21 protein-coding genes and 1 tRNA gene are annotated in these 22,504 nt (G+C 58.4%); 4 read left to right on the top strand and 18 right to left on the bottom strand.

Annotation, left to right across the window (positions count from 1 at the left end):
• The 7 genes from R3C98_RS07605 to R3C98_RS07575 all read right to left on the bottom strand — a co-directional run bounded on the left by R3C98_RS07605 (position 1) and on the right by R3C98_RS07575 (position 5,660).
• Complete coding sequence (locus R3C98_RS07605) at positions 1-1,260, bottom strand: hydrolase (protein ID WP_371313520.1); 1,260 nt, start codon at positions 1,258-1,260, stop codon at positions 1-3.
• 109 nt (positions 1,261-1,369) lie between these two features.
• Positions 1,370-2,551, bottom strand: coding sequence for an OmpA family protein (locus tag R3C98_RS07600; protein WP_371313519.1), 1,182 nt, complete (start codon positions 2,549-2,551; stop codon positions 1,370-1,372).
• A gap of 271 nt (positions 2,552-2,822) precedes the next feature.
• Positions 2,823-2,899, bottom strand: a tRNA-His gene (locus R3C98_RS07595).
• A gap of 82 nt (positions 2,900-2,981) precedes the next feature.
• Positions 2,982-3,524, bottom strand: coding sequence for a transcription termination/antitermination protein NusG (gene nusG, locus R3C98_RS07590; RefSeq protein WP_371313518.1), 543 nt, complete (start codon positions 3,522-3,524; stop codon positions 2,982-2,984).
• A 40-nt stretch (positions 3,525-3,564) separates the two neighbouring features.
• The gene (secE, locus tag R3C98_RS07585; RefSeq protein ID WP_035584909.1) at positions 3,565-3,774 is read right to left on the bottom strand and encodes a preprotein translocase subunit SecE; all 210 of its coding nucleotides are present in this window, start codon (positions 3,772-3,774) and stop codon (positions 3,565-3,567) included.
• A gap of 132 nt (positions 3,775-3,906) precedes the next feature.
• Positions 3,907-4,791: an SMP-30/gluconolactonase/LRE family protein gene (locus R3C98_RS07580; protein ID WP_371313517.1), complete on the bottom strand. Its 885-nt coding sequence runs from the start codon at positions 4,789-4,791 to the stop codon at positions 3,907-3,909.
• A complete protein-coding gene (locus R3C98_RS07575; RefSeq protein ID WP_371313515.1) occupies positions 4,788-5,660 on the bottom strand; it encodes a 2-dehydro-3-deoxygalactonokinase in 873 nt (290 codons plus the stop codon). Before R3C98_RS07575 ends, R3C98_RS07580 begins: the two co-directional genes overlap by 4 nt.
• A gap of 167 nt (positions 5,661-5,827) precedes the next feature.
• Here R3C98_RS07575 and mazG point away from each other — a divergent pair, with 167 nt between their 5' ends.
• A complete protein-coding gene (gene mazG, locus R3C98_RS07570; RefSeq protein WP_371313514.1) occupies positions 5,828-6,661 on the top strand; it encodes a nucleoside triphosphate pyrophosphohydrolase in 834 nt (277 codons plus the stop codon).
• On the opposite strand, the gene hflX is transcribed toward mazG, so the two are convergent.
• From hflX to R3C98_RS07525, 9 genes are all read right to left on the bottom strand, one after another.
• On the bottom strand, positions 6,658-7,983 hold the full coding sequence (hflX, locus tag R3C98_RS07565; RefSeq protein ID WP_371313513.1) for a GTPase HflX: 1,326 nt from the start codon (positions 7,981-7,983) through the stop codon (positions 6,658-6,660). The two genes, mazG and hflX, sit on opposite strands and share 4 nt — an antisense overlap.
• 6 nt (positions 7,984-7,989) lie before the next feature.
• Positions 7,990-8,238: an RNA chaperone Hfq gene (hfq, locus tag R3C98_RS07560; RefSeq protein ID WP_371311594.1), complete on the bottom strand. Its 249-nt coding sequence runs from the start codon at positions 8,236-8,238 to the stop codon at positions 7,990-7,992.
• Positions 8,239-8,314: 76 nt separating this feature from the next.
• On the bottom strand, positions 8,315-9,721 hold the full coding sequence (locus R3C98_RS07555) for a hypothetical protein (RefSeq protein WP_371313511.1): 1,407 nt from the start codon (positions 9,719-9,721) through the stop codon (positions 8,315-8,317).
• A 4-nt stretch (positions 9,722-9,725) separates the two neighbouring features.
• A complete protein-coding gene (gene trkA, locus R3C98_RS07550; RefSeq protein ID WP_371313510.1) occupies positions 9,726-11,099 on the bottom strand; it encodes a Trk system potassium transporter TrkA in 1,374 nt (457 codons plus the stop codon).
• Positions 11,100-11,119: 20 nt separating this feature from the next.
• A complete protein-coding gene (locus R3C98_RS07545) occupies positions 11,120-12,505 on the bottom strand; it encodes a sigma-54-dependent transcriptional regulator (RefSeq protein WP_371313509.1) in 1,386 nt (461 codons plus the stop codon).
• A complete protein-coding gene (locus tag R3C98_RS07540) occupies positions 12,496-14,799 on the bottom strand; it encodes an ATP-binding protein (RefSeq protein ID WP_371313508.1) in 2,304 nt (767 codons plus the stop codon). The genes R3C98_RS07545 and R3C98_RS07540 overlap by 10 nt, the downstream gene beginning before the upstream one ends.
• 105 nt (positions 14,800-14,904) lie before the next feature.
• Positions 14,905-16,281, bottom strand: a complete 1,377-nt coding sequence (locus R3C98_RS07535; RefSeq protein WP_371313507.1) for a sigma 54-interacting transcriptional regulator — start codon at positions 16,279-16,281, stop codon at positions 14,905-14,907.
• Positions 16,274-17,341 carry a nitrogen regulation protein NR(II) gene (locus R3C98_RS07530; protein WP_371313506.1) on the bottom strand — a complete coding sequence of 356 codons (1,068 nt, stop codon included), beginning with the start codon at positions 17,339-17,341 and terminating at the stop codon, positions 16,274-16,276. The genes R3C98_RS07535 and R3C98_RS07530 overlap by 8 nt, the downstream gene beginning before the upstream one ends.
• Before the next feature lies 1 nt (position 17,342).
• A complete protein-coding gene (locus tag R3C98_RS07525; RefSeq protein ID WP_371313504.1) occupies positions 17,343-18,293 on the bottom strand; it encodes a tRNA dihydrouridine synthase in 951 nt (316 codons plus the stop codon).
• Positions 18,294-18,450: 157 nt separating this feature from the next.
• Here R3C98_RS07525 and R3C98_RS07520 point away from each other — a divergent pair, with 157 nt between their 5' ends.
• The 3 genes from R3C98_RS07520 to R3C98_RS07510 all read left to right on the top strand — a co-directional run bounded on the left by R3C98_RS07520 (position 18,451) and on the right by R3C98_RS07510 (position 20,943).
• Positions 18,451-19,581, top strand: a complete 1,131-nt coding sequence (locus tag R3C98_RS07520; RefSeq protein WP_371313502.1) for a bifunctional 2-C-methyl-D-erythritol 4-phosphate cytidylyltransferase/2-C-methyl-D-erythritol 2,4-cyclodiphosphate synthase — start codon at positions 18,451-18,453, stop codon at positions 19,579-19,581.
• 63 nt (positions 19,582-19,644) lie between these two features.
• Positions 19,645-20,430, top strand: coding sequence for an enoyl-CoA hydratase/isomerase family protein (locus tag R3C98_RS07515; protein WP_371313501.1), 786 nt, complete (start codon positions 19,645-19,647; stop codon positions 20,428-20,430).
• Between the two features lie 21 nt (positions 20,431-20,451).
• Entirely contained in the window at positions 20,452-20,943 is a 492-nt protein-coding gene (locus tag R3C98_RS07510; RefSeq protein WP_371313500.1) for a CinA family protein, read from the top strand.
• Here the strand turns inward: R3C98_RS07510 and R3C98_RS07505 are convergent.
• Both R3C98_RS07505 and lipA read right to left on the bottom strand, forming a co-directional pair.
• The gene (locus tag R3C98_RS07505) at positions 20,940-21,413 is read right to left on the bottom strand and encodes a type II toxin-antitoxin system RatA family toxin (RefSeq protein WP_371313499.1); all 474 of its coding nucleotides are present in this window, start codon (positions 21,411-21,413) and stop codon (positions 20,940-20,942) included. The two genes, R3C98_RS07510 and R3C98_RS07505, sit on opposite strands and share 4 nt — an antisense overlap.
• 4 nt (positions 21,414-21,417) lie before the next feature.
• Positions 21,418-22,389, bottom strand: a complete 972-nt coding sequence (lipA, locus tag R3C98_RS07500) for a lipoyl synthase (protein WP_371313498.1) — start codon at positions 22,387-22,389, stop codon at positions 21,418-21,420.
• Positions 22,390-22,504 lie beyond the last annotated feature (115 nt).

Raw genomic sequence — 22,504 nt, 5'->3', positions numbered from 1 at the left:
TCAGCGATCCATCAGCGCTTTGATGGCTGCGCCGTCCAGCCGGCCATCTGCCAGTCTGTTGAGAAGTAGCGCCGACAATGTTGCCCGTTCTGAAAAGCTATCCGTAAGCACATATTCCTCGTTGGAATGAATACGCCCGCCCATAACACCCAGCGTGTCGACGTTTGGAACACCTGCCGCGAAGATGTTGTTCCCTTCACAGACACCGCCGGTGTCCTCGAATACCAGATCAAGACCGATCGCCTGCCCGGTCTCCCGGACTGCATCGAACAATGCCTGCTGGGCGGCATTGCGAGGCTTTGGTGGCCTGTAGAAGCCGCCATGCAGATGGCCATGAATTCCATCCCGCGCTGTTGCCTTGGCGAACAGGCGTTGAACTTCCTCAGTCGCCCAAGCCGCCGCATCTGCATCAGGAGCACGTGCGCCAAACCGTACGATCGCAAGATCGGGCACGATGTTCACCGGCCCTCCACCATCAATGGAGCCAACATTTAGGGTTACGCCATCTCGAAGACCGTTTAGCGCTTCGAGTCCGACCACAAGTTCAGCAGCTGCTTCGATCGCACTGCGGCCTTCATTCTTCGCCCGTCCAGCGTGAGCGGCACGGCCATGCAAGACAATATCGAAAACAGCAGACCCTTTTCGTCCACCGGACATGGCCCCTGTGTCCATGCATGGTTCGTAGGTCATGCCGATGTGCGCACCCGACCGTGCGGCTTCAGTTAGCGCGCGGGCACTGGCGAAATTTCCAATCTCCTCGTCGGGTGTGATGACAATCTGGTATCCAAGCCGGTGTTTCAGCGGACCAGATTCAAACGCCAGCAGCGCTTCTCGCATTATGCAGAGACCGCCCTTCATGTCCGCCAATCCGGGACCATTCAAACGACCGTCACCTAAATCACGAATCGTTTCAAACGTTCCAGGCGGGAAGACAGTGTCATAGTGCCCCGACATGATCACCTGAACCGGCGCGTCTGGCCGGGCGGAGACACGTATAACCGAAGAGGTTTCAGTCGCCTCGGTTTCACCTGCATCATTCACCGCCTCAAACGGATCACCTGCTTCAAGGCGCACCTCAGCATCAAGCTCTGAAAACGCATCTACCAGGATAGGCGCCAGCTTCCGCAAGCCCTCGACGTTCCAGCTGCCTGTGTTGATGGATGCCCAGCTTTGCGTCTGGGAAATCATGTTGGAAGCGCGCGAATAGAGACGTTCTCGCGCCGCCTCATCTTCATGGCTCAAAGTGCTCAGATCAATCATGGCTCTTGGTTTCACAGGAAACGAATTCCGGCAAGGCCTGCGCTGGAGGCCAAAACAAAAACGGCCCAGCTCAAGGCCGGGCCGTTCCTGATTTCTTTTGTGTACCGTCTTACTGAACGGTGATCACAACTTCCGAACGGCGGTTCAGCGGCTCGCGAACACCATCGCGCGTTGCTTTAGCCAGATCGGTTTCACCTTTGGCTTCTTCGGTGATGAGAGAAGCATCGATGCCGCGGGCGATCAGAGCCTGACCAACGATATCAGCGCGGCGCTGAGACAGACGCTGGTTGTAGGCGCTGGCACCCGACGTGTCGGTGTGACCCGCGATGCTGACCGAGCTGGTAGCACAGCTTGCTTCAGACTGGATGTTCGCGACAGCCTGATCGATCACGGCGGAAGCCTGGCTCGTCAGATCTGCACGATCCCACTCGAAGTACACCACGAAGCTCTGGCCGAGATCCGAGCACACGACTTCCGGAGCGGTCGAAACCTCTGTCGGAGGCGGCGGCGGCGGCGGAGGTGGCGGTGGCGGCGGAGGTGGCGGCGGAGGCGGAGGTGGCGGCGGCGGAGGCGGCGGAGGTGGCGGAGCTGCGCCGAATGCGTAGCGGAGGCCTACCGTTGCCAGGTGCTCCGTAAGGGTCGCGTCATACCGTGGGTTGCTATCCAGCGGATTGGCTTCGTAGCGCAGGTCGTCAGCAACAAAGTATTTGTAGCCGAGATCCAGCGTCAGACGATCAGAGACCTTGTAACCAAGGCCGAGGAGGCCCTGATATGCCAGGGTTGTGTCGTCGCCATTGAAACCGTTTGCAGCAGCAAAACTGCCCGTCGTTCCAACGTTGATGTTGCTGGCCTTGGCACTTACACGCGCAGCGCCGACACCAAGCCCGATATAGGGCTGGAGGCTACCGCCGCGATTGAAGTCATAGATGCCGTTCAGCATGAGATCAGCGACCTGCACAGTGCCGTGCGGATCGGAGGTTACACCGACAACGCCTGGGCCGAATGTGGCTGGGACATCAAGGTCGCCACCGCGGAAGCCAAGCGTACCTTCAAAACGAAAGCCGTTGCTCAGGCTGTAACCAAGGCCGAGTTGACCGCCAAGGTCCTCGTCGGCGTCCGAGCTGCCTTCAAGCGTGCCGGGAAGGTTCTTGCCCTCCGGGTCATGGTCCAGATCGCCGGAGAATCCATATTGGACATCGGCGCGGCCGTACCAGCCTTCTTCCGCGTGAGCGGCGAGACCGGCAGTCGCGAAAGCGGCCGCGGCTGTCGCGCACATAAGAGTTTTCTTCATACTCTATCCCCTTTTGTGTGCCGATTGACGGGATTGTCCTCGGCCGCAGGTTCAAACGGGCAACAAACCCGATGATTCCTGATTTAAACTCTATTTACTCTCGCCGCGAGCCCCTTTTGAGAGAGAAAGCCCCGGAACAGCAGGGATTTCCTACCTACCGCGGCCCTTTTGCAACAGATTGCGTCTAGCTCGTCAAATTACGCCCGCGACAGAAAAACGTTCAATCGATCTCTGAAAATATAGGGTATCGCAGCAAAATGCCCGGAAGAAATGGTACCGCCTCCCCGGTTCGAACGGGGGACCTCTAGATCCACAATCTAGCGCTCTAACCGACTGAGCTAAGGCGGCACTGGGGTTGGCAAATACAACCCATGTTCAGAGGATTCAAGCGCAACCGGCAGACGTTCGCGCCCAAAATCCCGCGACAGGATCAGACTTTTGTGACCTGTTCGAATTCCAGATCCACCGGCGTTCCACGCCCGAAGATCGAAACGGTGACTTTCAGACGGCCATTGGCCTCGTCGATCTCTTCGACAGCGCCTTCGAAGCCCTGGAACGGGCCATCATTGACCTGGACTTGCTCGCCGACTTCGAACGAGATTTTCGGACGCGGACGATCGGCCCCCGATTCGCTCGCAGTTCCGAGAATGCGGTCCACTTCGCGCTGGCGGACCGGAAGCGGCTTCTTGCCCCCTTCAGCGCCGAGGAAGCCCGACACTTTCGGCGTGTCCTTCACGAGGTGGTACACATCGTCGGTCATGACCGTCTTCAGGAGCACATAACCAGGGAAGTGCCGGCGCTCGACGGTTTTCTTCTTGCCGCGTGCGACTTCGACCACTTCTTCGGTCGGAACCTGAATGTCCTCGATCAGATCAGACAGCCCCTTGCGCTGGGCTTGCTCGAGAATCGTTGCCGCCACCTTCTTTTCGAAGTTGGAATAAGCATGGACGATGTACCATTTCGCTTCAGCCATGGGGCCAGCGCACTCCTTGAAATCGGTCGGTCATAAGCCTCTAAAGGCCGGTGATCGCTTTAACAAACAGGTTGATCAAGAAATCGGCGGCAAACAGGAAGAGCGCGATAAGAACCGACATCACGACAACGAAGATCGTTGCCTGAACCGTTTCCTGACGCGACGTCCAGGTCACCTTGTTCCCTTCCGCGCGTACCTGACGCAGGAACGTGATGGGCCCGACCCGTTTCTTCTTAACCTTATCGGCCATTCCGACACTCTCTTGAAAAGCGGGGGGTTAGCGGTTTTGAGCCGCTACGTCCACGCCTAAACTACACCAATTTCAATGTGAAGGCATGTGAGATACCGGATCCGGCTTTTCAAGCGGGCAATTCTCGCCCACTTACGTCGCCGATTGTCCGAACTCGCGCGCAGGTAGCCCCGGAACATCAACCTGAACCGAAAACAGGCTCCCGGACAGCGGACGCGCATCCAACTGGGGGAAAGTCATCCCGGATCTAGCGGTCGTAATAAACATCGTTCTGTAATCCGGCCCGCCAAAAGCGACACTCGTAGGCCGCGGAGCAGCGAGAATGATGACCTGATCTACTTCCCCTTCTGGCGTATGCCTGACCACCCGCGACGCTCCCCAAAGGCATGTCCAGAGACACCCCTCCGAATCGATTGCCGAGCCGTCTGGAAATCCACCAAATTCATAAGTAGAGGCAAACACGCGCCGGCCGCTCAAAGTGCCCGTTTCAGGATCAAAATCGTAGGCGAGGATTTCCTGTTCGGCGCTGTCACAGGTGTAGAAAGTGCGCCCATCAGGAGAAAACTGCATCGTGTTGGTCACCATCACGGACGGCAATCTCAATTGGGTGAGCGACTTGTCTGCGCCATACCGGAAGTAGTTGCCGCGAGCTTCTTTCTCAGAATCATCCATGGTCCCGAACCAGAACGAGCCATCCGGCGCCACGCCGCCATCATTGGCACGGTTTCCCTCCGGCTCGCCTTCAATGCCGCAAACACGGTCATAGACCTCTGTGGACGGATCATAGACACCAATCTCCTGATCCCCGACCATAAGGAAGCTACCCTGGTAAAGAGCAAAGGCGCTCGCCCGCACCGGAAGATCATACCGGCGCGTATTACCAGTGCGAGGATTGTAACGGTGAAGCTTTGCACGCTTGATGTCGACCCACCATAGGAAGCCTTCGGTTTCGCTCCACACCGGGCCTTCACCCAGCACACACCCTGTTGGGGCAACGCATTCCGGCGCCAGCATCATCCAATCAATCCCGCCTCTTCAGCAAGTTCAAACAGGCCATCCTGAGTTGCTTCTTCAGCTGAGCACTCTTCAAACTCGGCCCCCAGCGTATCGAGCGCCAATCGATACGATTCAAGGACGGCTCCATCAGCGACCAATGTAAGCTCATCACCAGGGTCGTAATGGGCCGCAATGTCTGCGCCGATCAGCAAACCTGTCAAAGCAGTTTCATGATATTTCGGATCCAGAACACCCGTCATCCTTGCGGCACGGACAGCAAAAGGAGATGCGGCATCATCGGTGTCCAGGGAATACTCCACCCATTCACGGAACACCGATTCGCTAAATTCCTGCTCCACATCAGCCGGTGTTTTAAGGCCGCCATTAGCCAGCAGCAAAGCTCGCAATTCTCCGGTCATCTCGGTCGTGAAGCCCAGAATGCGTCCATGCTCCACAGTTACATGTTTCGTGTAGGTTCCGGGTATACATACCGCACCGATCGGATCATCCAGTGCGAACAGTTGAGTTTCCTCACCCCGCATCACATCTGGCGGCGAAGCCTGCTTTAGCCCCGGCACGATGTGGATGCCGTTCGACTGAACGAGATGTTTGGGAAGGTCTGCGATCATCATGGGAACAGCGCGGTGATCTGTCTTGTGAATACCCTGGGTTCCACCAATTCCACCGCAGGCGATGATCGGCACATCCGGCCACTCGCTCAGCCACTCATTGATATGGAACTTCAATCGCCCGACGGCGTCGCCCGAATGCGTGAGAATCCCATCCGGTACCGAAATACCGCCAATGACGTCCCCTTCTTCATCAAATGCCCAGGCGCGAAATGTTGAGGCGCCCCAGTCGATGCCAATCAGGATCGTGCGGTCTTTCATGTACGACGTCCCGTCATAGGCTTGATCGATCTACAGAATACAGGTCGCATGCCTTCACGTCTCTTGCACCGCCGGGAAAGTCAATCCATTCCGGCTAAGTCATCATCGCCACGTCCGTGGCCCCTTGTGGTCTACTTAGGCCCCGTGAAATCAGCAGGAGCAGCCTCATGGCTCCACCAGACACGTCCCGTCATCAACGCGCCGCAGAGGAATTCGTTCGTCTGCTCGATATCATGGCTCGCTTGCGCAGTCCCGAAGGCGGTTGTCCCTGGGACCTGGAACAAACGTTCAAAACGATCGCCCCCTATACTATCGAAGAAGCTTACGAAGTTGCAGATGCTATCGAGCGCCACGACATGCCGGAACTTCGAGAAGAGTTGGGGGATCTTCTCTTTCAGGTCGTTTTCCACAGTCAGATGGCGGCAGAAGATGGAGCTTTCGAAGCAGCGGATGTGGCTGCCGCCATCAATGAAAAAATGATCAGGCGTCATCCGCACGTTTTCGAAAACGCCGACGACCGTACCGCCGATGACCAGATCGTGGCGTGGGAGGTCGTGAAATCCGAAGAAAGAGCCGCCAAAGCGAAGGGGGCAGAACCAACCAGCGCGCTGGACGGTGTCGCGCTGTCTCTGCCTGCGCTGCTTCGTGCCGAAAAGCTTCAGAAGCGCGCAGCCCGCACAGGGTTTGACTGGACGGAAGCTGAGCACATCTTCGTAAAGCTGGAAGAAGAAACTTTGGAAGTGAAAGAAGCCATCGCATCAGGCAAACCCGAGGAGATCCTGGACGAGATCGGTGACTTGCTGTTCGTTGCCGCAAACCTTGCCAGACGTCTGGGCGTCGACCCTGAAGTCGCCCTTCGCCAGGCCAATGCGAAGTTCGAAAGACGGTTCCGCGCCATGGAAGCATTGGCTACCAATCAGGGAGACGAATTCGCTGATCTCGATCTCGATTCTCAGGAACGCCTCTGGCAAGCAGTGAAGAAAGACGAACGATCAGCCTAGTCAGCCGGCTCAATCTGAACTGAAGGAAATTCCGACTGAAACTGTCCAAGCCGGTCTGTCCTGAGTCGGACTGTCATCAACGAAATGGCATTATCCTGCAGCTCATCGTCCAGCACTTCCCCATTCCGGTGCAACCAGGCTCGGGCACGCCCATCCTGAGGCTTCAAAATAATTCGAACCTTTGTGGCACTGCGAAGCAATCCGCGTTCGATCGCAGCGAACAGCGCATCTACCCCCTGCCCGGTAGTCGCGGAAAGCAGCACAGCTGGACGCTCTTCCTGTGATGCAGCCGACAATGCGAGTGCTTCTGCCCGGTCTGGCGGCAATAGATCTGCCTTGTTCCAGGCTTCGATCATAGGCGGCAATGGCAACCCGGTTTCCTTTTCCAGCCGTTCCAGAACGCGCATCACATCATCTGCCTGTTCCAAGTCAGCGGGACTGGAGCGGTCCCTGACATGCACCAGCAGATCGGCCTGCATCGCCTCTTCGAGCGTGGCCTGGAAACTGTCGATCAGGTGCGTGGGCAGGTCAGTAATGAAGCCGACCGTGTCGATGAGCGCTGCCTCGCCGAGCGTCGGCAAGTCAAGGCGCCGGATCGTCGGGTCCAGCGTGGCAAACGGCATGTCCTTGGCGAACACATCCGCACCGGTCAGACGGTTGAAGAGCGTTGATTTGCCGGCATTGGTATACCCGATAAGCGCGACGACCGGCTTACCGGTCCGCTGGCGGCCAGCCCGCTGAACGGCGCGAGTGCGGCGGACATCGTCCAGATCGCCTTTGAGGCGCACGATCTTGTCGTCCAGCATCCGCCGGTCGGCTTCCAGCTGGCTCTCGCCCGGACCGGACAGGAAGCCTCCGCCACCCCGCTGGCGCTCAAGGTGGGTCCATGTCCGAACAAGCCGCGACCGTTCGTACAAGAGGCGCGCAAGCTCGACCTGAAGGCGGCCTTCCTTTGTTCGTGCACGAAGGCCAAAGATCTCGAGGATCAAGCCTGTCCGATCAATGACCTTGACGCCGAGCTTTTTCTCGAGGTTCCGCTGCTGAACCGGCGTCAGGGCACCATCGACCACTGCAAGCGTGCAATCATGCGCTTCCAGGTCCTCGGCGAAGCGGTTCAGGATGCCGCCTGACAGAAGTTGTGCGGAGTTCACCTGCCGGACATGTTCGGCTCGCAGAAACGCGAGCTGGCAGCCCAATGCCTCAATCAGACCAGCGGTCTCCTCCAGCCGGTCTGTTGACGGTCGATTTGCTGGAGTGAACCAGGGGATGATCGCACCGGCAATTTCCGGAGCTGGGAGCCGATCAATCAGCTTGTCGCCCAAAAGGCTTTAATCCTTGTCCATCTCTTCATCGAAGAGCTGTACTGGCGCGCTCGGAGCGATCGTGGAAATGGCATGCTTGTAGACAAGCTGCGGCGGGCGGCCATCGCCCCGCAGCAACACACAAAAGTTGTCAAACCAAGTGACCACACCTTGCAGCTTCACACCATTTACAAGGAAAACCGTCAAAGGCGTACGCGATTTGCGAACAGCGTTGAGGAAGGCATCCTGAAGGTTCTGTTTTTTCTCAGCCGACATAGCAGGTTAGTCCTGTTGTTCTTGTTATATTCGCGGGCTAACTGGATTGAAGGGGTTTCGCAAGGGCCAACCCCATCTACCCCCGCCAGAAACTGATAGAAATAGCAGGAATGATCGCCAGAATCTCCAACCTGCCCAGCAGCATGGAAAAAATGGCTAAAATAGAGGCAGCTTGGTCGAGCTGTGCGACGTGGCCGACAACAAGGCCGCCGGAATTGGTTAGACAGCCAATCGCCAGTCTGATGGATGACTCAAATGGCAGTCCGGTAAAGGTGAACCCGACCATCACCAGGAAAACAGTCAGGATGTAGGCTATCAGGTAGACCCAAACGCCAATCACACTCCGTTCGTCCATTTCCCTGTCCCGGAACTGAAACCCCAGAACCGAACGCCGATAGCCCAGCTGCCGGAATTCCACGCCCGCGCGGCGGGACAATACGATCAATCTCGCGATCTTGACGCCGCCAGCCGCTGACAAAGCCGAGCCACCGATCAGCGCCGGCAACACGAACACCGGCAATGGAACCTTGTCCCACGTATCCGCGCTGCCCAGCGGTAGTCCGGACGTTGCGAGTGCCGAAATCGACCAGCCGAGCGACTCGAGAAAACTGAGGCCTGACAAAATTGCCATGATTGTGAAAATGCAGACCAAAAAGGCAAAAACGCGCGTCTCGGGGTCTGTAAACACCTTCAGAAATCGACGTTCCCGAATTGGCAGCGCGATTGCCAGACCCAGCGCTCCCCCTGTCAGACCTATCGCCAGAATTACGTCAGCAACCGCACCGGCATTTGCTCGGCCATATGGCGCCGGATCTACCAGGCCGGTGGTCCAGACACTCACAGCATCGGACAGGGCGCGCCCCGCGGATACGCCGGCTAGTTCCAGCGCCAGAACCGTAGTTGTGATCGAAACCACCATGATCAGAAGGACTGAACGCGCAACTTTTGGAACAGCATCGAAGAAACTGGTCTCCGGCATGACAAAAAGCACACTCCGGTGAATTCCCGGACCACCCAGATTGAGCGCTGCCAGCACACTGGCAGCCATGATGATGGATGCCGCGCCCCCCAGTACATGAAGGGTGCCGCGCCAAACAATCAGACTGGCGGGCCACAAATTTCCTTCCACCGCGATGACAGACTGACCTGTCGTGGTCAGGCAGGCCGCTGCCTCATGGATTGCCTGAAGCAAAGAGGCGTTCTGAACGCCCACAACAAATGGCAGGCAGGCCGCCACGGGCGCCAGGAACCACCACAGGATTACAAGGCCCAGAGCATCCGAAGGACGGGACTTCTGGCGAGGGCGAGGAGTAAGGAACAGAATACTCGTACCGATGACGCTAATTCCAAGCACCATGGCAAGGAACGCGAAAACCTGCTCATTCTCTCCATAAGCCAGCGCCGTAAGGATTGCAGGCACACTGGAGGCCGCGAGGATCAGCATCACGAGGGCCAGGATACGGACGACGGACGCGTAATTCATGGGCCTAGAAGAAGTCCGGACTGACGCGGAAGAATTTCTCCACTTTCCGGACCATCTCCTCCTCATAGAACACGATCAGCCGGTCTTCTGTCCGTACAATCGTTTCAGGGCCGGCAATAATGACATCGTCACCACGCACGATAGCGGCTGCCGTCACGCCATCTGGAAGATCATCATAGCCGGTCGGCTTTCCAATCAGGGATGAAGACTCGAGGGTCACCCCCTCTGCCACTTCCGCCTGCCCGTCTTCCAGCGATTGCAGGCCAAGAATGCGCCCACGGCGCATGCGCAAAAGGATCTGGGATACGGTCAGCGCACGCGGGTCGAGCACGGCATCCACGCGCATGTCGCGTGCGAGCCCTGCCAGTTCTGTTGCATTGACCAGCGCCAATGTTCGTCTGGCCCCTGCACGCTTGGCAAGATTGGAGATCAGGAGATTGGTCTTGTCATCGTTGGTGATCGCGACGACGAAATCGGCCTTCGAGGCGCCTGCTTCGGTCAGGATATCCGGGTTCAATCCATCGCCCTGGATCACGATGGACCTTTTCACCCCTGCCACTGCGGTGTTCGCACGCTCAGGGTCATTCTCGATAAGACGGATTCGCTTATTGCTTTCCCGTTCCAGCGTTTGGGCAACATAAAGGCCGACATTCCCGCCGCCGACGATCACGATATGGTCGGACCGTTCGACGTTGCGGTTGAAGATGGAGGTCAACCGCTCGGCGTGGGTGTCGAGTACGGCAATGTAGGCGCGGTCACCCGGCTTCAGCACGTCGCTGCCTTTTGGAGCGCGGACAATATCCCCGGTCCCGATGCCAATGATCCGCGCTGAGAGGTCCGGGAACAGCCCTCGGATCTGATCTACGGCGGTATCGAGCAGCGGATTGTTCTCGGCGATTTCCAGGCCCAATAGGCGGACTTTTCCTCGCCCGAAAGTCGCCGACATGATGGCGCCAGGCGTCCGGAGGCGCTGCAGGATGGCCTCACCAACCTCGACCTCCGGTGAAATCACCATGTCGATCGGTAAGCCTTCGCGGGAGAAAATGTTCTTCCAGGCCGGATCAATATATGACTGGTCGCGCACACGCGCGATCTTGAAGGGAACCGAAAAGAGCGTGTGGGCGATCTGGCAGATCACCATGTTGATTTCGTCGAAGTGCGTGACCGCGATAATCATTTCGCAATCGGCCGCACCGGCACGTTTCAACACGTCCGGGTGTGCCGCGTGGCCCGTGTAACCTCGCACATCGAGGTCCGTCGAAACCTGGTCGACCAGGTCCGGATCTTCATCGATGATGGTGATGTCGTGCTTTTCGCGCGCAAGACGCCGCGCGATGCCGTGTCCGACCCGGCCAGCCCCGCAGATAAGAACGCGCATTCCTCAGCCTTCCGCTGGCATCAGCTATCTTGCCGACTCGCCCCGGACGCTACGCCCAAAGCCTTTAATTTTCTATGGAGCGCTGAGCGCTCCATTCCAATGAATTCGGCAGTCCTCGAGATGTTTCCATTAAATCTTGTGATCTGCAGGGCCAGATATTCTCGTTCGAATTGCTCACGCGCATCGCGGAGCGACAGTCCCACCAGGTCAGCTGATCCGGCCTTGGACGTCTGAACATTGCTGCCAACATCTCGCGGAAGCTCATCAACGCTCACCGGACGGCTGGAGTCTGATGGCGAAAGAATCAGGATCCGCTCAACCACGTTGCGCAGCTGCCGGATGTTTCCGGGCCAATCCATCGATTGCAGCACCGCCATGGCTTCCTGAGAGAATGTCCGCGGCGTGAGCCCCGAAGAATCCGCGATCCTTTCTATGAAGTAGTTCACAAGATCCGCAATGTCATCGCGACGCTCAGCCAATGAAGGCACACGAAGCGGAACCACGTTCAGTCTATAGTACAGGTCTTCCCGGAACCGGGATTCCTCGATTTCCTGTTTCAGATCCTTCGTTGTGGCAGACATTACACGCACATCTACGCTAACGTCCGACCGACCACCCACACGCTGGAAACGCTGTTCCGTCAAAACACGGAGGATCTTGCTTTGCGTCCCCGGGGGCATGTCGGCAACCTCATCAAGCAAAAGGGTGCCAAGATGAGCTTTTTCAAACAAACCGATACGAGTCGTACGTCCTTGAGCATCCTCTTCACCGAAGAGGGCAATTTCCATCTGGTCCGGAGCGATAGTTGCTGCGTTGACCACGATGAATGGGCCATTCGCGCGCAGTGAATTGCGATGAATGAGGCGCGCGGCGAGTTCCTTGCCGACGCCAGCTGGACCCGTGATCATGACGCGAGAATTGGTTGGGGCAACTTTTTCGATCGCCGCTCGAAGGTTCGCAGCGGCATGACTATGCCCAATCCAGCGCTCATCGTCTCCTGCACGATTGCGGAGTGTCGCATTTTCATATTTCAGCGCAGCCGACTCAATGGCCCGGTCGATCAGATGCAAAAGGCGATCTGTCTTGAAAGGCTTTTCAATGAAATCGTAGGCTCCGCGTCGGATGGCAGCAACAGCAGTTTCGATATTGCCATGCCCACTGATCACGATGACGGGCAGAAGCGGATCAATTGATTTCAGGTATTTCAGCAGCGACAGCCCGTCCATGCCACTGCCCTGAAGCCAGACGTCAAGCACCACGAGGCGCGGGGTCCGTGTGCGAACCTCCTCAAGCGCCGACTCGGCTGTCGCCGCCGTACGGACAGAATATCCTTCATCCCCCAGCACTCCGGCAATCAATTCCCGGATATCAGGCTCATCATCAACAACCAGAATATCTAACGCCATGGCGTTGGCTCCTCTACGCGGACTGTCTGTGGGGAATGCGGATTGACACCGGCCATATCTTCACCGGTTGGTATAACTTGTTCTCTGGACTGATCATGTGGCGGAAGCCAGACACGCACCCTGGCACCGCGCAACCCATCGAGACGGTTTTGCAGCGAGATGGAGCCACCATGGTCCGCAATGATGCGATTCACAATGGCAAGACCGAGGCCTGTACCCTTCTCACGTGTCGTCACATAAGGCTCAAGCAGGCGTTCACGCACATCTTCAGGAAAACCGGGACCATTGTCTTCGATGGTCACTTCCAAACCGTGCTCGTCACCGCTCAGCGCGATCCTTATCTGGCCCTGCACATCCGCCTCTTCAGGCATGCCTTCAATGGCTTCAGCAGCATTTTTCAACAAGTTGCCGATTGCCTGCCCGATAAGACGCTCATCTCCAGAATAGCTGGTGGATTCAGCGACACTTTTGAATTCGAAATCGATGTCAGGATTGACGACGCTTCGCGAGAAACTGGCTTCCTGCAGAAGGTCTTTCATGTCGAACGGCGCAACACTCGGTTTCGGCATTCGGGCAAAGCTGGAAAACTCCTCGACCATACGGCCGATATCACCCACCTGACGAAGGATCGTGTCGATACACTTCTCGAACACGCCGTCATGGTCATCAATCTTGCTGGCATAGCGGCGACGCAGGCGTTCGGTCGACAGCATGATCGGAGTAAGCGGATTGCGGATTTCATGGGCAATGCGCCGGGCAACATCGCGCCATGCCATCTGTCTCTGTGCATTGATAAGGCGCGTCGTGTCATCGAACGTCAGAACGCATCCACCCGCCGGGTCTGGCGCCGTCTTCAGGCGGATGTGTCGGGTGGTCCCATTCCTGCTGATTTCAATGGATGCATCGACTGGAGAATTCCGCTCCAGCGTATCGCGTACAAAGCGCTCGAATTCGGGTGCAACCATTTCCAGCGCTTCGCCGGCTTGCACTTCTTCAATTCCGAGCAGATCACCTGCTGAACGGTTGGCGAGCGTCACTGTCATGTCCGCGCCCATTCGGATCACGCCGGCGCTGACTTCGGCCAGCAGCGTTTCCACGAAACGGCGGCGATCCTCTTCGTCTTCACGGGCCCGAATTAGAGCGTTTCGTTGCTCGGACAGTTGTTCCGTCATCGCATTGAATGACTGACTCAACGCATAAACTTCGTCTTTTGGTCCACTGACTGGGACACGCACCGTCAGATCCCCATCACGTACCGTATGAGCAGCTGACGCCAGGCGCCCGATGGGGCCGGTCACTCGCCCGGCCGCCTCCAGTCCTAGCCGTCCGGCCAGCAACAGGATCAGTGCGGTGATCTGGGCGTACCCAATCGCAAAGATGGTCTGCAGGCGTCCGCTGCGTAGCTTCGCATTGTTGTACTGAGCCAACTGGTCCTCGGCGTCCCGAAGCATCGCGAAAAGGTTCCGGTCGAATGGTTTGGCCGCATAGACGTAGCCATCGACAGGCTCGGAAATCCGGATGAGGGCGGTGCCGATACCCTGGGGCTCATAGAGAGTGGTGACGACTTCGCCGCTACGGGCTTCGTCGAATGCGTCGGGTGGCGGGCGCAAGCGCACAGGCGTGCCGGCATTCTCTTCTGCGATGATTTCCTGTCCGTCGGCGCTCACGATCGAAATCGTGACAAATTCCCGGTAGGCGAGCGTCTGCCGCAAACCCTCAGACAGGGCCGCTGACGCATTGGCGGCAAACGCGTCACTCTCCACCGCCTGCCCCCCGTTTTCGGCGGCCATCTGTGACTTCACATCACGCGCAAAGTTTTCGACGTCCAGCGCTGCAAGGCGGACATCCACATCAAACGAGGATTTGAAGTTGTCGACATAGTCCTGAAAGATCTGCTTGTTCTTTTCCATCACCGCTTCGGCCGTATCGCCGAACCAGTTGTCCAGTCCGCGGGTGACGACGGCACCAAGGAAAATGCCGACGACCATCGACGGCACCAGGGCGGAAAATCCGAACAGCATCACAAAGCGTTGCGCGAGGCGCCCCTCGCCTGCCTCGCGTGAGCGGCTTCGGATTGCCAGAAATTCGCGGATCACAATCGCAGCAAGCGCGATGATCAGGACCAGGTTGAGCGCCAGCAGCCACGGTGTCGAGCCTGCCGTCGGGTTGTCCGGATTTACGCCCGCGATCGTGATGAAGGTGGCGAACACCGCAACGAGCGCCGCAATGATGAAGAGCCCTTCGAAAAGGGCCCAACTCGCTTTCGGTGCATGCTGGCTTAACGGGTTCGACAATCTACCGGCTCTGTACAGGCCCCCCGGCCCGTTGCTCCAAGATCACACAATCGTGCCTCTACGGCAACAGTGATGCATTAGAGCCACAGTTCTGGCAATGGTCAATCACTCTTCTGCAATGCCGAGTGCGTTAATCTTCGCCCGCAGCGTGTTACGATTCATGCCCAGAAGCTGCGCTGCTTTGACCTTGTTGCCAGCGGTAACCGACAGCGCAAGGCGGATCAATGGCCGCTCCACTTGGTCGATTACCCGGGAGTAAACGGTGCTTTCCTCGTCTTCCCGGCTGGAAATGAGATCGCCCATGATGTGCCGGTGCAGCAGCGTTTCGATATCTTTCTCGAAGCCGCCGCTCGCGCCTTTCTGCTCGCTCGCGCCTGCGCGCAGCTCTCGTTCCACGTCTCGCAGCGTGATTGTGTCATCCGGGCTGAGGACGGCGAGGCGCAGGACGAGATTCTCAAGCTCACGCACGTTACCCGGCCAATCATAGGCCATGATGAGGTCAATCGCAGACTTGTCGAAATTCTTCGCCGAGAGGCCCTGACGTTGGGCTCGGATCAGGAAAGCCCGGGCCAGTTCCGGTATATCTTCCTTGCGCAGCCGGAGCGGTGGCATGGCCAGTCGCACGACATTCAGACGGTAGTAGAGATCTTCGCGGAAAGTTCCTTCTTCGACCATCCGACCCAGATTGCGCCGGGTGGATGCGATCAGGCGGGCGCCATTCGCGTCGCGCAGGAACTTCACAAGCTGGGTTTGCGCCTCGGCCGGCAAATCGCCGATCTCGTCGAGATAAAGCGTGCCGCCCTTCTGATGCACAGCGCCCGGCTCCCCATTTGCACCGAATAGCTGGCGATTGATCTCGGCCGCCGGCAACGCTGCGAGGTCGAGGGCAACGAATTTGCCGTCTTTTGCTGAACCGAGTTGGTGGATCGCGCGTGCCGCAAGCTCCTTGCCGGTTCCGCTCTCACCTTCGATGAGGACCGTCAGATCTGTATTCATCACTTTCGCGATGATCCGGTAGACCTCCTGCATTGCATCAGACCGCCCGATCAGTGGCAGGCCGGCATCGCTGATGGCTTTCTGAGATTCCGGATTGATGGACCGTACCGAGGTTTTCGGCGGCGCCTTCAGTGCGCGCTGAACCAGGCTCGTCAATGCATCGATATCGAACGGCTTGGGAAGGTAATCGAACGCCCCGTGCTGGGCGGCATTGGCTGCTGTGAGGATCGTGTTCTGACCACTCATGACAATGAACGGCAACTCCGGACGCGACAGACGCATCGACGGCAACAGGTCAAAGATCGACGCATCCCCAAGATACACGTCGGTGACGACCACATCGCCTTCGCCATTCCGTACCCAGCGCTCCAGCGCTTCCGGAGAACTGGTCGCGCGGACTTCATAGCCAGCCGCAACAAGCGTCTGGTTCACGATCAGCCTGATGCTGGCATCGTCCTCAGCAAGAAGAACGGTCTTATCAGCCATTAAGGCCTCCTGTACGAATTGGCAGAAGAACAGTGAAACGGGTTGTGCCCGGCTCACTGTCCACCCGGATCTGGCCGCCATGGGCGGTGATGACTTCTTTCACAACCGAAAGTCCCAATCCGCGTGCGCCGGATTTGGAACTCTGGAAAACATCGAAAATGCGCGACAGCTTTTCGCGGGGAATACCGCGGCCGTTGTCTTCAACCGTGACCAGCATGGCGCGCTGGAGACCGACGCCGAACCGGGACCGCTTGAACGCCAGCCCGGTGGCATAAGCCGTGCGGATCGTTACCTGTCCGCCACCACCCTCCTGGGCCGCTTCAGCTGCGTTTCGAATGATATTCTGGAAGGCTTGCTGCAAGTGATCTTCATCGCCCAGCAATTCCGGCAGTGATGGGTCGAAATCGCGCTTGATATCTACCTTCTCGCCGATTGCCACGCGTTCGGATGCAATCACCCGGTCAAGCAGCGCATGGATATTGAACTCTTTCATCCGCGGCGCGGAGAAAAGTTCGAATGCGGACAAGCGGTTGACCAGACGCTCAATCCTTCGCGCTTCATCGCGAATGATTGCCAGCAATTCCGACTGCCCTTCAACGCCCTGGCGCTCCAGCAATTGCGCAGCCCCTATTATGCCGCCGAGCGGGTTTTTCACTTCGTGCCCAAGGATACGGCCAAATCCCGCAACCCCTGCCGAAGAATCGTTCCCTTCGCGAACGGCGGTCTCGACCAACGCAATGACAAAGCCTTCGTCACCGGTGGTTCGAACCCAGACGTCGCAAACGAGCCGCGACGTGATCGATGGACCCGTCACAGGCGTGCCCGGCGAAGCAATATCACCCACCTGTCGCTGGGCGCGGTCCAGCAACTCCCAGATCAACGAGTCATGATAAATCAGCTCACTGAGGGGCTTGCCCGTAAGGGATCTGCGGGAAAGCTGGAAAAGCGTTTCGGCTTCCGGATTTCCATCCACAATACGCCGCCTGTCGTCGATAACGAGCAAGGCAACAGGAGAAAGATCAGCTAGAGAGCGTGCGTCCAGCAAAGTGTCCACCGGCATGTCAGACGGCCTCCACGAGGTCGGGTTTCAAATATACTTGCCGCAGAGCGGCGATGAGTTCCTGCCAGTCCGAAATCTGACAGAGTTGAGAGCGCATGCGCCGGCGCTCCGACGAAGCCATGCGAAGATCCAGCGTATCGATGGCAGCAGAGACATGCTTGCGTACCGTCAGAACACCCAGTTTCGGACCATACAACGAAACGGAATCCTCGATCTGCTCGCACAAGGATGAAAGCTTTTCGGAGCGGGAGGGCGCATGCCAGCAGGCTTGATCCAGGGCGGCAGCGATCTCGCCAGCCAGCCAGGGCTGTCCCATAGCCGCCCGGCCCACCATGACACCATGCGCCCCGGAGCATTCCAGCGCCTGCTGCGCATCCGCCACGGAACGAATATCGCCGTTCACAATGACGGGAAGGCTGACTGCCTCAACCGTCTCCCGGACGGCAGCCCAATCCGCAGCTCCTTTATAGAACTGGCACCGGGTGCGGCCATGCACCGTCAACATCCGGATGCCCTTGGCTTCCGCAATCGCACCAAGCTCGGGAGCATTCAGCATTGTGTCGTCCCAACCGAGACGCATTTTCAGGGTAACAGGCCGTCCGCCGGCACCCTCAATCGCAGCATCCATGATGTCACTCGCCAGCGAAACATCACGCATGAGCGCCGAACCTGATTGGCCGCCCGTCACCTGTCGGGATGGACAGCCCATATTGATGTCGATCACATCGACGCCGCTCTCGGCGAGCAATTCGGCACCGCGGTGCATATCTTCCGGCCGTCGAGCAGCGAGTTGGACGATCCAGTACCCGCCGCCTTCGTGCCTGCATGTGCGACGCACAACATCAGGGCGTTGCGTCGCGAGCATTTCCCCGGCAACCATCTCCGACACCACTGCCGGAGCGCCAAAATATACCGCCTGCCGCCTCATAGGGGCGTCCGTTGCGCCTGACATGGGCGCTAACCAGACCTTGGGTGCCTCGAAACTAACCATTTGTTCATTCTTGCACCTTTTTGAAACTTCGCAAGTGCACAAAACATAAGCAGCAACCCGAAGCTGCATAAGCTGAAACAGCATGGCATAGATACAACAGGTGCCTTAGAAGGCGCTCATGACCGGATTCGCTGCAATCATCGTCGCCGGCGGCAGAGGTGCCCGCACAGGTCTTGAGCGCCCCAAGCAGTGGGAAATGCTGCTTGGGAAGCGCGTAATCGACTGGTCTGTCGACACATTCCTTGACCATCCAGACCTTCTGGAACTGGTGGTCGTTGTAGACGACCTGACAATCGCAACCAGCTTTCCATCTAAGACTAAAGTCGTATGCGGCGGCGAGACCAGGACGGCGTCCGTTCGCGCAGGAATTGAGGTTCTGACGATCGCCGATGGCGCGCCAGTCCTTATTCATGACGCCGCCCGTCCAGGATTACATCTCGCTATGATCGACTCGCTCGTGTCCGCCTTGTCGGATTACGATGCGGCAGCGCCAGCCTTGCCCGTGTCGGATGCGCTGAAAACTCAGGCTGCCGGTCATTTGTCGACCGTGCCCAGAGAGGGGCTCTACCGGGTCCAGACGCCGCAAGCCTTCCGGCTCGGCACTATCCGCACGGCGTTGAAGGCACCCGACTCTTTCGTCGATGACCTCGAAGCCGTGGAAACCGCCGGTGCACGCATTACGCTGGTGCCGGGTGATGAACGCCTTCACAAGATAACCTACGCTGAGGATTTCGACCTGATGGCCAGATTGCTCTCCCCTGTTCAGTCCGTTCCCCGGGTGGGCAAGGGCTTCGATGTCCATGCTTTCGAACCGGGCGACCACGTCACCCTCTGTGGCGTAAAAATCCCTCATACGGCCAAACTGAAGGGCCACTCCGACGCGGATGCGGCCTGGCATGCGCTGACAGATGCCATCCTCGGAGCGGTTGCGCTGGGTGATATCGGGGACCACTTCTCGCCTTCAGACCCGCAATGGAAAGACGCAGACAGCAGCGTCTTCCTGAAACATGCACAATTGCTGGCAGAAGAGGCTGGGTACGCGCTCTCCAGTTGCGACATCACTATCATTTGCGAAGCACCCAAGGTGAAACCTCACCGGGAAGCGATGCGCGTTCGGACTGCGGAGCTGCTCGGCTTGTCTCTGGAGGCAGTCAGCGTCAAAGCAACGACGACCGAAAGCCTCGGCTTCACCGGTCGGCGCGAAGGCATCGCGGCAGAGGCTGTCGCCGTCCTCGCGCCATTGGCCTGACGCCGCGTCCCCTCTTGCAAATCGCCCTGCGCGTGCTCCCCTTCGCAAAAAGGGAGGACGCAAATGTCCGGTGGATTGAAAATCGAACAGGACGGCCACGTCACAATTCTCACACTCGACAGGCCGGAGGCGATGAATGCGCTCGACTATCCGACCTATATGGCGCTTGAAGACGCCGTGCGCGATGCGGATGCTCGGGCCATTGTGATCACGGGCGCGGGAGACAGGGCCTTCTGTTCCGGTGATGACGTGAAGCAGATTCTTTCCAAGGGCGCCCCGACCACTCCAGAGATGGTGGAACGTGCGAAAAAAACGGGTGGTCTGACACCGGCAGCAGATGCCCTCCTCAACACCAACATTCCGGTTATCGCGGCCGTGAATGGCTTTGCCCTTGGCTGGGGCGCGGAGCTTGCCATCATGGCTGATATTCGCGTCTTCTCCGAGAAAGCCCGGTTCGGCGAGATTTTCGTCACGCGAGGTCTGACTTGCGATGCCCCCGGCTTCGGCCGCCTTGTCCAGCTGGTTGGCCGGGAGAAAGCCTGCGAACTCCTGTTCACGGGCGACGTCATCGACGCCGCGACAGCGAAGGAGATCGGCCTCACTTCCCGTGTCGTCCCGCATGAAGACCTGATGCCTACCGCACTCGCCCTCGCCCACAAGATCTCTGCCAACCCGCCGCTGGCCGTGCAGGCGATCAAGAAAGGCCTCCGGGAGACGGTCGATCCACCATGGCGCGACGTCGGCAAGATGGCGATCACGGAAATCCGCCGCCTGATGCAGACTGCCGATGCAAAAGAAAGCGCAGCCGCCTTCATCGAAAAGCGCAATCCCGTCTTCACCGGCAAGTAATGTAGGCATAACGTCAACGTCATGTTCCCAGACCGACTCCGTAATCTCGCCATGCTGATCCTCGACGACGCCGAACAGGCGCGCCTCAAGATCTGCACGGCTGAAAGCTGTACCGGTGGCCTCGTGGCTGCCCTGTTCACTGACATTCCCGGCTCGTCGACCGTGTTCGACCGCGGCTTCATCACCTATTCCAATCGCGCCAAGGAAGAGATGCTCGGTGTGCCAGGAGACGCGCTGGCAGACTATGGCGCGGTATCGGAACCGGTTGCCCGCATGATGGCTGAGGGCGCGCTGGAAGCCAGTCGGGCGAACATCGCCGTCGCGATCACAGGAGTCGCTGGCCCTGGTGGCGGAACGCGCATGAAGCCGGTCGGGACGGTCCACGTTGCCTGCGCTCGCGAGAACCGGGCCGTGGTCCATGAGATGCTTCAGGTCGGCGAGATTGGACGGACGGAAGTCCGTATGGCCGCAGTGGAATGTGCTCTGAAACTGATCCAGTTCCAGATGAGCTAGGTATCTGCAATCGGCGATGAGGGCGCCGCAAAACGCCGGCGGCCCTCATCAAGGAAAGCGTCGAGTATCTTGGTAACGGCAAGATCGTGGTTGGCGGCCGCCAGCATGCCGATGAACGGGTTCTTGAAATCGTAGTCGATATCGAGGCGGACATCCGTGCCCCGGTCCTGGGGCGTGATCTTCCACTCAGCCCGCAGGCGGCGGAACGGACCCTTCACCAGCGAGGCGATCACGTTCCCAGCCGCAGGTGTTTTTGTGACACGGGTGGAAAACCGCTCGGTAAAACCTTTAAAGCCGATCACAGCTTCGCCGAGACAGGAAGATGCCCCATCACCCAGCGCAGCCTCCTCCGAGACGCGCATCGCGGTGATCCATTTGATGAAATCGGGATAGCGGCGGATGTCCGACACCAGATCAAAGCATTGCTCTGGCGTGTAGGGCAGCCGGACCGATTTGGAAAACCGCGCCATGCGATCAGGCGGACTTACCGGCGTTCAGCGCCTCACGCGCAGCACGCAGCCGGGCAAAGTCTTCACCCGCATGGTGAGACGAGCGCGTCAGCGGTGTTGCCGAAACCATCAGGAAGCCCTTGGCGCGCGCAATCTCTTCGTAGGACCGGAACTCATCCGGCGTGACGAACCGGTCGACGGGCGCGTGCTTGCGGGTCGGCTGCAGGTATTGGCCGATGGTCAGGAAGTCGACGCCGGCGGAGCGCATGTCGTCCATCACCTGCATGACCTCTTCCTTCGTCTCGCCGAGGCCAACCATCAGGCCGGACTTGGTGAACTGGTTCGGATCGCGGTCCTTCACCTTCTGCAAGAGGCGCAGCGAATGGAAGTAACGCGCGCCCGGCCGGATCGACAGGTACAAACGCGGCACCGTTTCGAGGTTGTGGTTGAACACGTCCGGCTTCGCATCGATGACCCGCTTCTCCCAGCCATCCTTGCGAAGGAAATCCGGTGTCAGAATCTCGATCGTTGTCCCCGGAGAGGCGGCACGGATTGCCTCAATCGTGTTGACGAAGTGCATCGCGCCGCCATCGACCAGGTCATCCCGGTCGACCGATGTGATGACGACATGCTGGAGGCCCATTTCCGCGACAGCCTCGGCCACGCGGCGCGGTTCGTCTTCGTCGACCCCGGCGGGCGGCTTGCCCGTCGATACGTTGCAGAAGCTACAGGCGCGGGTGCAGACCTCGCCCAGAATCATCATCGTGGCGTGCTTCTTGTCCCAGCATTCCCCGATATTCGGGCAGCCAGCCTCTTCGCACACCGTGACCAGGCCCTTGGATTTCACGATCTCGCGGGTTTCGGAATACCCCTTGGACCCCGGCGCCTTTACGCGGATCCATTCCGGTTTGCGCTGAACCGGACTGTCCGGCCGGGACTGCTTCTCCGGGTGCCGCACGCGGGCCTTTTCGCCCTTGAGATCAATGAGATTTGCCATCGCCGGAACATGGCCTCACCCGCGGCCGAACTCAAGTCGAAGAGACTGCAATCTGCGCATGCAAACTTGCAATGTTTGCCGCTCTCTGGCTGCTTGGCTACAGAATGTTACAAAC

The sequence above is a fragment of the Hyphomonas sp. genome (assembly GCF_041398465.1).
Classification (GTDB): Bacteria; Pseudomonadota; Alphaproteobacteria; order Caulobacterales; family Hyphomonadaceae; genus Hyphomonas.
This window is presented reverse-complemented; position numbering and strand designations above follow the sequence as displayed.

Coding starts and splice junctions, on each gene's coding strand:
- R3C98_RS07555 (WP_371313511.1), bottom strand. CDS start 9,721: ATGAATTACGCGTCCGTCGTCCGTATCCTGGCCCTCGTGATGCTGATC.
- nusG (WP_371313518.1), bottom strand. CDS start 3,524: ATGGCTGAAGCGAAATGGTACATCGTCCATGCTTATTCCAACTTCGAA.
- trkA (WP_371313510.1), bottom strand. CDS start 11,099: ATGCGCGTTCTTATCTGCGGGGCTGGCCGGGTCGGACACGGCATCGCG.
- R3C98_RS07600 (WP_371313519.1), bottom strand. CDS start 2,551: ATGAAGAAAACTCTTATGTGCGCGACAGCCGCGGCCGCTTTCGCGACT.
- R3C98_RS07505 (WP_371313499.1), bottom strand. CDS start 21,413: ATGGCGCGGTTTTCCAAATCGGTCCGGCTGCCCTACACGCCAGAGCAA.
- R3C98_RS07530 (WP_371313506.1), bottom strand. CDS start 17,341: ATGCCGGTGGACACTTTGCTGGACGCACGCTCTCTAGCTGATCTTTCT.
- hfq (WP_371311594.1), bottom strand. CDS start 8,238: ATGTCGGCTGAGAAAAAACAGAACCTTCAGGATGCCTTCCTCAACGCT.
- R3C98_RS07605 (WP_371313520.1), bottom strand. CDS start 1,260: ATGATTGATCTGAGCACTTTGAGCCATGAAGATGAGGCGGCGCGAGAA.
- R3C98_RS07580 (WP_371313517.1), bottom strand. CDS start 4,791: ATGATGCTGGCGCCGGAATGCGTTGCCCCAACAGGGTGTGTGCTGGGT.
- mazG (WP_371313514.1), top strand. CDS start 5,828: ATGGCTCCACCAGACACGTCCCGTCATCAACGCGCCGCAGAGGAATTC.
- secE (WP_035584909.1), bottom strand. CDS start 3,774: ATGGCCGATAAGGTTAAGAAGAAACGGGTCGGGCCCATCACGTTCCTG.
- R3C98_RS07515 (WP_371313501.1), top strand. CDS start 19,645: ATGTCCGGTGGATTGAAAATCGAACAGGACGGCCACGTCACAATTCTC.
- R3C98_RS07535 (WP_371313507.1), bottom strand. CDS start 16,281: ATGGCTGATAAGACCGTTCTTCTTGCTGAGGACGATGCCAGCATCAGG.
- R3C98_RS07520 (WP_371313502.1), top strand. CDS start 18,451: ATGACCGGATTCGCTGCAATCATCGTCGCCGGCGGCAGAGGTGCCCGC.
- R3C98_RS07545 (WP_371313509.1), bottom strand. CDS start 12,505: ATGGCGTTAGATATTCTGGTTGTTGATGATGAGCCTGATATCCGGGAA.
- lipA (WP_371313498.1), bottom strand. CDS start 22,389: ATGGCAAATCTCATTGATCTCAAGGGCGAAAAGGCCCGCGTGCGGCAC.
- R3C98_RS07510 (WP_371313500.1), top strand. CDS start 20,452: ATGTTCCCAGACCGACTCCGTAATCTCGCCATGCTGATCCTCGACGAC.
- R3C98_RS07575 (WP_371313515.1), bottom strand. CDS start 5,660: ATGAAAGACCGCACGATCCTGATTGGCATCGACTGGGGCGCCTCAACA.
- R3C98_RS07525 (WP_371313504.1), bottom strand. CDS start 18,293: ATGTCAGGCGCAACGGACGCCCCTATGAGGCGGCAGGCGGTATATTTT.